Source organism: Leifsonia sp. PARNA 1/14, assembly GCF_055720965.1.
On record NZ_JBVQSP010000001.1, the window covers coordinates 54,504 to 64,986 of the forward strand.

The window sequence follows — 10,483 nt, forward strand, 5'->3', positions numbered from 1 at the left end:
CCGCGCACGCGGCGCCCCTTTTCACTGGAAGTCACCCACCATCCCAACACCCGACTCCGGGGAGGTGAATCATGAACGCACTGAAAAGTACCCTGCGCCGCCTTCGGACGAGCGAGTCCGGGGTGAGCCTCATCGAAGTGATCGTCGCGATGATGATCTTCGCCATCATCTCGGTCGGCGTCTCCTATTCACTGCTCTCCGCCTTCACCATCACCAACGACTCCCGCTCGCGCGCCGTCGCAACCAACCTCGCAGCGCAGGAGATCGACCTGGATCGGTCCGCCGCCGACTTCTTCGGACTCGTATCGACCCCGATCCCCAAAGTCGTCCAGGTGCCGAGCGGCACCGGCGTCGCCTACTCGATCTCGCGCTCCGTGAGCCTCGTCTACGGCTCGGGCAGCGATGTCGACTGCAATTCGTCGTCCGCCAGCTCGATGCTGTACAAGCGCATCCACGTCGAGGTCACCTGGCCGAAGATGGTCGGCACAGCCGTCGTCGCCGACACCTTGCTCGCTCCGTCCACCAAGATCAGCATCGACAGCCTCGGCACCATCCTCGTCTCCACGCGGACCTCCGCAGGCGCGCCGCTGGCGGGTGTCACCGTCTCCGTCTCGCCGAACCCCGGTTCCACACCGACACCGACCGACTCGCTCGGCTGCGGCTACGTGCTGAAGGTCCCGCCGGGTACGTACACGGTGCAGGTCTCGAAGACGGGCTACATCGATCCCTATCAGAGTCAGACTCCCTCGAAGACGGTCACCGTCACCGCAGGCCAGAGCACCTCCGCCGGCTTCACGCTCGACCAGTACGGCACGGTCGCCTGGAACTACCAGAGCATCAGCGGGGCCAAGCTCCCGACCACTCTCCAGACGAGCTTCTCGAGCACCTACGGGGTCTACCAGACGCCCGCCACGACCCCCACGACCGCCCAGCTCTATCCGTCGACCGAATACGACGTGATGGCCGGTGCCTACGTGCCGGCCACAGAGACCACGACGGGATGCCCGTCGGTGAACCCCGCGGCGTGGCCGCAGTACACGAACGCCGCGGGCAAGATCGTGGCGGCCGCCGCGCCGCCCTCGATCTCGTTCCCGCCGGCGCCATCCGGCCAGGTGCCCGTCGGCACTCTCGGAATGCGGGCCATCACGGTCGCGAATCCCACCGCCCAGACCGTGAACCTCTATATCGTCGCGACGAGCGCCGCCTCCTTCGTCTCCGGAGACCCGGGGTGCACCGGCGCCCCGCAGACGATCGCGTTCGGTCAGATCCTCGGCAAGTCCAAGGGCAGCACCGTGACGATCGCGTTGCCGTACGGCGCCTGGAGCCTGAAGATCGGGACCTCTGCCACCCCGACGACGACGGTCGGGTCGACCTCGCTCTCCATCCCTTCCGGCTCGAACGGCGTCACGATCGCCAGCAGTGGCGCCTTCACCTTCGATCCGAGGGTGGTGCTACCGTGACCAGCCGGTACCGGGAGCCGATGCGTCGTCTTCGCGAGGAGGAGGCCGGTATCAGCCTGGTCGAATGGCTGGTGGCGATGTTCGTCTTCGGCATCGTGATCACCCTCATCGCCAATCTCTACGTGAGCACGACAAAGGCGATGGACAACGCCCAGAACACGAATCAGAACACGCGCTCGGCGTCGAACGCGATGAACGAGATGGCACGCATGATCCGCGCGGGAACCGACAATCCCGTCGCGGCGACCGGTTTCGGGACGCCGCCGCCGAACAACCCCGCATTCGTGTACGCCCGCAACGAATCGGTGCTGTTCTACGCGTTCGTCAATCTCACCGGCACAGCACAGCAGCCCATCCAGGTGCGGCTGCGCATCGACGCCACGACGCGCCGGCTGACCGAGGACATCTGGCCGGCGATCAGCCTGGGCAACGGCTACTGGTCGTTCCCCGCCGAGACGACGACCCCGCAGCGCACGCGGGTCCTCGCAGACGTCGTCGCTCCCCAGACCGGCACCGCTCCCTGGACCTTCCGCTATCTCGACGTGACGAACACACCGATCGCCACCGGTGCGGGCGCAGCCGGAGGAGTGGCGAACACGGCGACGGCGCTCGCCTCCATCGCCTCGGTGCAGATCACGCTGACCGTTCTCACCAGTCTCGGTGTGACCACGCACTCCGTATCGCTGCAGAACACCGTCGGTCTCCCGAATCTCGGACTGAACAGGACGATCTCATGATGCTTCCGATAACGCGCTGGTTCCGGAGCATCCGCGACGGCCGAGACGACGGCATGGCGCTGATCACCGTCGTCATCTTCGGCACCGTGCTCGTGATGCTCGTCGCCACCGCCGCGGCGTTCGCGGGATCCGGTGCCATGAAGTCGCGGACCGACGACGACTGGAACGGCGCGATGGCGGCCGCGTACGCGGGCCTGGAGGATTACAAGTCCCGCCTCGCCAACGACACGACCTACGTGCAATACCGCAACCCGGACTCGACCTTCAGCGCGACGAGCACCGGCCACCTGCCGACGACGACGAATCCGGCATTCGGGCTGGGGACGACGGGGAGCTGGGCCAATGTCCCCAATGGCTCGTCCACGAACCCGTCGCGCGCCTACTTCCGCTATGAAGTCGACAACTCGCAGTACTCGACGACCGGCGTGATCCGGCTGCGGGCGACGGGCAAAGTGGGAACCGAGGTGCGCACGATCCTCGTCAACGTACGACAGACCGGTTTCATCGACTTCCTCTACTTCACCGACTACGAGGTGAAGGATCCGGTGCAGTCCAACACCAACTGCAACAACCCCGCGACCGGCAAACCGAACTACGCGTGGTCGTACACGAACAACACGCACGACAGCAACTGCACCGAGATCCAGTTCGGGCCCAACGACGTGATCAACGGCCCCCTGCACTCCAACGACACTCTTCTCATCTGCGGTTCGACGTTCAACGGACCCGTGACGACGTCGAACACGAAGACCCCGTACTACAAGAAGCCCGGGGGCTGCTCAGACCCCACCTTCGCCAAGGGCACGCCGACCCTCGACTCCACCATCGGCATGCCGCAGACCAACGCCCAGATGAAGCTGGAGACCCGCAACGACCAGGCGTCGTCGGTCCCGCGGCCCGGCTGCCTCTATACCGGGCCGACAGTGATCACCTTCACCAGCGACGGCAAGATGAACGTCAAGTCGCCGTTCACCAAGTACACGCAGATCACCGGCGACCCGGCGACGACAGGATCCACGAAACCGGCTATGTGCGGTACGCCGGGTGCGGGTGCGAACGGACTCGGGAACGTCTCAGGCGCGACGATCGACGTCATCCCGCAGAACCTGATCTATGTCCAGGACATCCCCTCGTCTGGAGATCTCAACTACACGGCCCCGGGCACCTGGCCGGCGGGCTTCACGTGCAACAACACGACCTCCAACACGGGATGGGTATTCGGAACATCGAAGTTCCCGACCACCAACGAGTCGGTTCCGAGCGCGAACCCGTCGCACTATGGCTGCCGCAAGGGCGATGTCTACGTGCAGGGAACGCTGCACGGCCAGCTCACGGTCGCGGCACAGGACTACGTTTACATCACGGGAGATCTCAAGTACACGGACTCCACCCAGGACATCCTCGGTCTCGTCGGCAACAACGCCATCTGGGTGTGGAACCCGTTCAACACCAGCGGCCAGCCCATCCTCGGCACCGACCGCACGATCTACGCCGCGATCCTGTCGGTCGGCCACACGTTCATGGTGATGAACTACGACCAGGGCACCACATCGCGGGGGACGCTGCACGTCTACGGCGCGATCGCGCAGGAGTTCCGCGGAACCGTCGGCACGGCCGCCGGCCTGGGCTACATCAAGGACTACAACTACGATCCTCGCTTCAAATACACGGCTCCCCCCAAATTCCTCTCGCCCGTCTCGACGACCTACGGCGTGAGCACGCTCGTCGAGGTGCCCAAGGCATTCAACGCAGACGGGAGCGCAGCCGGATGAGCATCGTCGCAGTCCCGCCGCTGCTGTGGGCGTTCGTCATCGTCGGCGGAGTGCTCGGGTTGGCGGTCGGCTCCTTCCTGAACGTGGTCGCCTACCGGCTGCCTTCTGGTGGGTCGTTGGTCGCCCCGCCGAGCGCATGCCCCGGTTGCGGCGCTGCGATCCGGCCCTTCGACAACATCCCTGTCGTGTCCTGGCTTCTGCTGCGAGGGCGCTGCCGCGACTGCCGCAAGCCGATCAGCGCGCGGTACCCCATCGTGGAGGGTCTCACAGGGCTTCTGTTCCTGGCGGTCGCCTTACGCTTCCTGCCCGCGTTGCTCACCGGTGAGCACCCCGTGGCCGATGCGCTGACCCTGATCGCGTTCCTCTACTTGGCAGCGATCAGCGTCACGCTGGCGCTCATCGACATCGACACCCGAACCCTGCCCAACCGTATCGTCCTCCCCGCCTACGTGATCGGCGGCGTCCCCGTGATCGTCTCGCTGATGCTCGCGGGCGACTGGGGACGGGTCGTCTCGGCCATGGTCGGCTGCGCCGGACTGTTCGCGTTCTATCTGCTGCTCGCGCTGGTCCGCCCCGGGGGAATGGGCTTCGGCGACGTCAAGCTCGCTGGAGTCCTCGGCCTGTACCTCGGATCGCTCGGGTGGGCGCAGCTCGCGATCGGGGCGTTCGCGGCTTTCGTCCTGGGCGGCCTCTTCGCCATCGCCCTCGCGCTCGGTGGCCGGGTCACGCGCCGCAGCGGCATCCCGTTCGGGCCGTGGATGCTCGCGGGCGCGTGGCTCGGGATCTTCGCCGGGGCGCAGATCTGGGCGTGGTATCTGGCACTGATCGGACTTGGCTGACGGCCGAACGAAGGAGGACACAATGGCATCGAGCATCGTCGGAGTCGACATCGGGAACGGAATGATCCGTGCGGTCGAGGTCGCCAACCCGCTCAAGCCCCGGCCCACGCTGATTCGGCATGCGGAGCTCCCGTTGGCGGACGGCTCGGCCAGCCGAGGCGAGATCCTTGAGCCGAACACCGTTGCGGCGGCCCTGCGCCAGCTGTGGAGCAAGGGCGGATTCAAGACGAAGAACGTCGTGCTCGGGATGGGCAACCAGCGCGTGCTCGCGCGCGACCTGAGCATGCCGATGATGTCGATCGAGCGCATCCGCGAGTCGCTCCCCTTTCACGTGCAGGACATGCTCCCCGTGCCCGTCGCGGATGCGCTGCTCGACTTCTACCCCGTCGCCGCGGCCCAGAGCGAGAACGGCCCGGTCGTCAACGGCCTGCTCATCGCGGCAGTCAAGGAAGCGGTGCTGGCGAATGTCAAGGCTGTCGAGCTCGCGGGACTGACGCCGGTCAACGTGGACCTCATCCCGTTCGCACTGAGCAGGGTGCTCCTGCCGCAGCCGAAGCAAGGCGGGAATACGGCACTCATCGAGATCGGCGCGCACACCACCACCGTCGTTGTCGTGGCGGCGGGTGTTCCGCAGTTCGTCCGCATCATCCCGACCGGCGGTGCCGACCTCACCGCCGCTCTCCGCGACGGTCTCGAGATCGAGCAGCACGAGGCCGAGGCGATCAAGCGCTCACTCGGCTTGGCGACGACGGTCTCGTCCGAAGACGAGCAGCGAGCGGTCGAGATCATCTACCAGAGTGCGAGCGAATTGCTGAGCAGCCTCCGGAACACGATCAACTACTTCGCGAACACCCGCCCGGGAGCGATGGTCGACAGTGTGATCCTGACGGGCGGCGGGGCGGCGCTCCCGGGGCTGGCGGAAGCGCTCGGCGAGATGACCCGGTTGCCGGTCGCCACGGGGGATCCCTTCGTCTCGGTCGCACTCTCGCGATCCCTTAACGCGGATGAGCTGCGTGCGAAACGGTCGAGCCTGACCGTTGCCCTCGGCCTTGCGATCGGACGTGCAGCATGAAGCAGAAGAAGGACGCGGCAGAGTCCCGCGTCGAACACGGTTCGCGCGCCCAGGCGGTGCCTGCGCTCCCGCTCGTGCTCGGCGGTCAGCCGCGGGTCTCCCTGATTCCGCAGGAGGTCATCGACGGTCGCAGGGCGAAGGGAGTCCGCCGCGCTCTGCTGTGGGGTGTCTTCGGCGTGCTGCTCGTCACCGTCGCTGCGATCGCCGGCACTGCGCTGCTCGGGCTGAAGGCGCAGGCCGGCCTCGCGGACGCGCAGGCGCAGACCGCGGAACTCCTGGCAGAGCAGGGACGGTACGTCGACGTGAAGAAGACCCAGAACGACGTCGACGTAGCGCAAGCGGCGCAGCAGGTCGGAGCGTCGACCGAGATCGACTGGAAGGCCTATCTCGACAAGGTCCAGGCGACGCTCCCCGCGGATGCGGCATTGAAGACCGTCGCTGTGAACTCCGCGACGCCGTTGGCGACCTACCAGCAGCCGACCGCGCCGTTGCAGGGTTCCCGGGTCGCGACGCTCGTCTTCCAGGCGACCAGCCCGGTGCTCCCGGTGGTCCCGACGTGGCTCTCGTCCCTGGCGACGCTGCCCGGATTCTCGGATGCTACGCCCGACTCGGTGACGCTCGACGACACGACCCATCAGTACACCGTGACCATCACGATGCATATCAACGACGCTGCCTTCGACAAGCGATTCCAGCAGAAGGAGAAATGACGGTGGACAAGAATCGTCTCTGGCTGATCGCCAGCGTGCTCGTCATGGCCCTCGTCCTCGCGGGAGGCTGGATCGTCGGCGTTCAGCCGCAACTCACGGGGATCGCGGAATCCGAAGCGCAGACCGCCGATGTCGAGGCGACGAACGAGCAGAATGCCAGGGTCGTCGCACAGCTGAAGAAAGACTCGGAGAACCTTCCGGCGCTGAAGGCGAAGCTCGCGGAGTTGACGGCGTCCGTGCCGCAAGGCTCGGATATCCCTCCGTTCGTCGATCAGCTGAACGCGCTCTACGCGGCTTCGGGAGTGGTCTGCGTGGACCAGGCGTTCTCGGACGCGGTGGCCTATGTGCCCGTCGTGGCGCCGGCTGCGAGCGCCCCCGCCGCCGGATCGGCCTCGAGCACCGCCACCCCGACCCCGTCGCCGACCGCGACTCCGACGCAAGCACCGTCGGCCGCACCTACCGCCGGGGCGCCGCCGGTGGTCAGTTCGCTCATCACGACGAGCAACTTCGCTGCGCAGCCCGTCGCAGTGACGGTGCGCGGTCAGTACGCCAACGTTCTGCAGTTCGTGAACGGATTGCAGTCCGGTGCCCGGCTCTTCCTCGTCACGGGTTTGAGCACGGCTCCGACGACCGGAGCGGACGCAGCACCGGGAAGCGTCGACGGTAAGGTGACCGGCTACATCTATTCGTTGACATCGGCCGCGGCCCTGAACGCCGAGCAGAACAAGTCCGGGGGCACGACGGGGACGACGGCAGAAGCCTCGAAGTAGGCTGAGCCCACCCCGGCCCGCCCTCCCTCGACTTGCGCCGCCCCGTTGCTACAGTGGGCACCACTTACAGGTGCCCACTGTGGGCGGAGCGAGGAGTGCCAGCATGAGCGACACGACACCGGGACCCGCTGACGAGCGGGACGGCGCGGGGCCCGACGCACCCGACGTCGCGCCGGCGACCGCGCCCGCCGCCTCGGCCGCCGCAGAGCCGACACCGGCCGCCGAGCCCGCCCCCGCCGGCTCCGCCGCCGAGCCGCACGACACCGATCCCGACATGACCGCCCCGCCCTCGGAGCCCGTCTCCGCCCGCGGCCACATCAACCGTCCCGCCGATGAGGACGCCCCGGCGACCCCTGCACCCGTGCCCGCCACCCCGGCCACCCCGGCACCCGCGATCGAGCCCGAACCCGTCACCGCTTCCGACGACGACATCGCGGCCGCGGTCGCGCGCACGCACACCGAGCCGGGAGCCACCGCCGCCGGCGACGCGACGGTCGACACCGCGTCGCCCGCACAGGCGGCCGCGCCGGTCATCATCGCAGGGGAGGCCGCGCAGCAGCAGACGCAGCAGCAGGCCGCCCCCCAGCCGTCCACCGCCGAAGCGCCCGCCGCCGCCACGGCCGCCTACGCCGCCCAGCAGGGCGAGGCGACCTGGTCTCCCGAGCCCGCCGCCGCACCGCCCATGGCGCCGCAGCCCGTCGCCCCGATCTTCCTGCAGCGGCCCGAGCCGCCCAAGCGCAAGAGCAACCGCGGCGTCGGCATCCTGATCGCGCTCGTCGGCACCGTGGCCTTCGCCGTGCTGTGGGCGCTCGCCGTCGTCGTGGTGGGAGCGATGCTCACGCCGAGCAGCGACTTCGTCCCTGCGCTCATCCAGTTCTTCACCAGTCGTCTGGCCGGGTGGGCGCCGATCGTCGCCTTCTTCGTCGGCATGGTGGTGCTCATCCAGATCATCAACCGCGCCCGCTGGTGGGGGTACATCCTCGGCGGCCTCTTCGTCGCCATCTTCGTGTACCTCGTGTACATCGGCGCCGTGCTGATCGACAACGGGTTCCTCCAGCGCAACGCGGGCGAGCAGCAACTCCTGCTCCGGCAGGCATGGGTCGCGCCGTTCGCCGTGCTCGCCGGCGTCATCGCCCGGGAGGTCTCCATCTGGACGGGCGCGTGGCTCGCCGCCCGGGGCCGCAAGCTCAAGGCACGCAACGCGGAGGCGCAGGCCGACTACGAGCAGCAGGTGGCCGACGCGCAGAACCAGGCCGCCAACGCGTACGCACAGCAGGGGTACTGACCCGGTCCCTGCCGGGGCACGAGTCGGGGAGCACTGAGCGTCCATGCGTGACGAGCGCGCGTACGCCATCGTCGTCGCCTGCTTCGCGGCGGGCCTCTACCTGGCCCTCCTCGTCGCCGCGTTCGGGCTGATCTCGCTCGCCACGAACACCGAGGTGGTCGCCGACCCGGCCGCCGGCCCGTTGGTCGGGCCGATCATGGCCGGCGCGGCCGTCGCCGTGCTCCTGGTGCTGCTGATCGTCACCGGCACGCGGGTGCCCGGCGACCAGCAGCGCATCGCTCCCCTTGCCGCGATCGGCGCGGGGATCGCCTGCTACCTCGTGTACTGCCTGGCCGGCGGTGTGGCGGGCGCGTTCGTCGCCGGCGACGTCCTCCACTTCGCGCTGTTCGCGGTCGGGCAGCTGGGCAGTGTGTACGCCATCACCGTCGGCGTCGCCGCCTTCTTCGTGACCGTGCTCTACCAACTGGTGCTGGTCGGCCGCTTCCGGCAGCGCGGGAGGCCGCGCTGGCCGTGGGAGCACGACGACGAGGAGTGACCCGAACGGGTGGACGCGCTCGTCCACCCCGTGCCGATACACTGCGGAGGCCTACTGAGAGGATCCGATGGCCGACGACTCCGCCCCCGAGCCCACCGACGAGGTGAACGCCCCCGCGGCGGACCCGGCCGAGTCCATCGTCGCCGACAAGCCCGTCGCCGATCAGGACCCGCCGCGCACCGGGGCGAACAAGGTCCCGCGCTGGGTGTTGGCGATCATCGCGGCCGCGGCCCTGCTCACCACAGCCGCCGGCGTCACGGTCTCCGTCGCCACGATCTCCGCGCTGCAGAGCATGCCGACCGCCGTCGTCGCCCAGTACCTCCGCGCACTCGAGCACGGCCATGCCGCGGTGGCCATGAAGCTTGCCGGTATCGAGGCCCATAGCGGCGACATCCTCCTCAGTGATGCCGCCTACAGCAAGATCACCGACAAGATCACGTCGTTCACGCTCGCCGAGCCGGTCACCCACGGCACGAAGACGACCGTAGAGGCGACCATCAAGCAAGGCGACAGGACCTACCAGCGCTCGTTCGCGGTGCAGAAGAACGGCGGCGTCCCCTGGCTGCCGTTCTGGCGGCTCAGCACCGTCGAGCCCGACACGCTGGATCTCATGGTCGACGGTCCGGACGGGCTCACCTACACCGTCGCCGGCCTGAAGCCGAAGAGCGCACCGGTCGCCACCGACGTGCAGCTGCGCGCCCTCCCGGGCACCTACCCGGTCGCCGTGACCTCCAAGAGCAAGAACTTCGATGTCCCCGTCTCCGGCGTGACGACGACCCCGCCGGGATTCGCGTCGTCGCCGACGGTCTTCACCGCCCAGCTGTCCTCGACAGGACAGGCCGCGGCGCAGAAGGCCATCGACGCGTGGCTCGACACCTGCGTGGCGTCCCACGACGCCAAGCCCGCCGACTGCCCGTTCTGGACGGAACCAGAAGACTCCGGCGACGACATCAGCAACGTCCAGTGGCAGCTCCTGACACGGCCGACGGCCACGGTGCAGCCCGTCTGGTCGGCCGGAGGCTGGGATGTGGACAGCACGTCGGGCAGCGTCGGCGCCGCCGCAGTTCTGACGCGGCGGTCCGACGGGGCGTCCGGCATCGGCATCACCGACCCGTTCTCGTTCTCGTTCGCGGGGACGGTGACCTTCGACGGCACCGGCCCCGTGTTCACGCCGTTGTTCAGCGACTCACCCTCCGAAGCAGGAGCCTGACTCCGTCAGGCGCGCGTCAACTGCGCCGCACCCGTTCCCTCACCGCGATCGGGATCATCCCTACCAGCCACGGCAGGTCCTGCAGAAGGTATC

10 protein-coding genes are annotated in these 10,483 nt (G+C 68.1%); all 10 read left to right on the forward strand.

Annotated features, from left to right (window positions below; translation table 11 throughout):
* Positions 1-71: 71 nt before the first annotated feature.
* The 10 genes from AC0HS0_RS00255 to AC0HS0_RS00300 all read left to right on the forward strand — a co-directional run bounded on the left by AC0HS0_RS00255 (position 72) and on the right by AC0HS0_RS00300 (position 10,390).
* Positions 72-1,460, forward strand: a complete 1,389-nt coding sequence (locus AC0HS0_RS00255; protein WP_472960841.1) for a carboxypeptidase regulatory-like domain-containing protein — start codon at positions 72-74, stop codon at positions 1,458-1,460.
* The gene (locus AC0HS0_RS00260; protein ID WP_472960843.1) at positions 1,457-2,197 is read left to right on the forward strand and encodes a PilW family protein; all 741 of its coding nucleotides are present in this window, start codon (positions 1,457-1,459) and stop codon (positions 2,195-2,197) included. The genes AC0HS0_RS00255 and AC0HS0_RS00260 overlap by 4 nt, the downstream gene beginning before the upstream one ends.
* Entirely contained in the window at positions 2,194-3,969 is a 1,776-nt protein-coding gene (locus AC0HS0_RS00265) for a hypothetical protein (RefSeq protein WP_472960845.1), read from the forward strand. Before AC0HS0_RS00260 ends, AC0HS0_RS00265 begins: the two co-directional genes overlap by 4 nt.
* Positions 3,966-4,808 (forward strand): prepilin peptidase, encoded by an 843-nt coding sequence (locus tag AC0HS0_RS00270; RefSeq protein WP_472960846.1) that lies wholly within the window; start codon positions 3,966-3,968, stop codon positions 4,806-4,808. The genes AC0HS0_RS00265 and AC0HS0_RS00270 overlap by 4 nt, the downstream gene beginning before the upstream one ends.
* A gap of 22 nt (positions 4,809-4,830) precedes the next feature.
* Positions 4,831-5,880, forward strand: coding sequence for a type IV pilus assembly protein PilM (gene pilM / locus AC0HS0_RS00275; protein ID WP_472960848.1), 1,050 nt, complete (start codon positions 4,831-4,833; stop codon positions 5,878-5,880).
* Complete coding sequence (locus AC0HS0_RS00280; protein ID WP_472960850.1) at positions 5,877-6,590, forward strand: hypothetical protein; 714 nt, start codon at positions 5,877-5,879, stop codon at positions 6,588-6,590. The genes pilM and AC0HS0_RS00280 overlap by 4 nt, the downstream gene beginning before the upstream one ends.
* Positions 6,591-6,592: 2 nt before the next feature.
* On the forward strand, positions 6,593-7,360 hold the full coding sequence (locus AC0HS0_RS00285) for a hypothetical protein (RefSeq protein WP_472960852.1): 768 nt from the start codon (positions 6,593-6,595) through the stop codon (positions 7,358-7,360).
* Positions 7,361-7,463: 103 nt separating this feature from the next.
* Positions 7,464-8,645, forward strand: a complete 1,182-nt coding sequence (locus tag AC0HS0_RS00290; protein ID WP_472960854.1) for a hypothetical protein — start codon at positions 7,464-7,466, stop codon at positions 8,643-8,645.
* A 43-nt stretch (positions 8,646-8,688) separates the two neighbouring features.
* Positions 8,689-9,180, forward strand: coding sequence for a DUF6121 family protein (locus AC0HS0_RS00295; protein ID WP_472960855.1), 492 nt, complete (start codon positions 8,689-8,691; stop codon positions 9,178-9,180).
* A gap of 67 nt (positions 9,181-9,247) precedes the next feature.
* On the forward strand, positions 9,248-10,390 hold the full coding sequence (locus tag AC0HS0_RS00300) for a hypothetical protein (RefSeq protein WP_472960857.1): 1,143 nt from the start codon (positions 9,248-9,250) through the stop codon (positions 10,388-10,390).
* Positions 10,391-10,483: the final 93 nt, after the last annotated feature.

Coding starts and splice junctions, on each gene's coding strand:
- AC0HS0_RS00255 (WP_472960841.1), top strand. CDS start 72: ATGAACGCACTGAAAAGTACCCTGCGCCGCCTTCGGACGAGCGAGTCC.
- AC0HS0_RS00265 (WP_472960845.1), top strand. CDS start 2,194: ATGATGCTTCCGATAACGCGCTGGTTCCGGAGCATCCGCGACGGCCGA.
- AC0HS0_RS00270 (WP_472960846.1), top strand. CDS start 3,966: ATGAGCATCGTCGCAGTCCCGCCGCTGCTGTGGGCGTTCGTCATCGTC.
- pilM (WP_472960848.1), top strand. CDS start 4,831: ATGGCATCGAGCATCGTCGGAGTCGACATCGGGAACGGAATGATCCGT.
- AC0HS0_RS00280 (WP_472960850.1), top strand. CDS start 5,877: ATGAAGCAGAAGAAGGACGCGGCAGAGTCCCGCGTCGAACACGGTTCG.
- AC0HS0_RS00290 (WP_472960854.1), top strand. CDS start 7,464: ATGAGCGACACGACACCGGGACCCGCTGACGAGCGGGACGGCGCGGGG.
- AC0HS0_RS00295 (WP_472960855.1), top strand. CDS start 8,689: ATGCGTGACGAGCGCGCGTACGCCATCGTCGTCGCCTGCTTCGCGGCG.
- AC0HS0_RS00300 (WP_472960857.1), top strand. CDS start 9,248: ATGGCCGACGACTCCGCCCCCGAGCCCACCGACGAGGTGAACGCCCCC.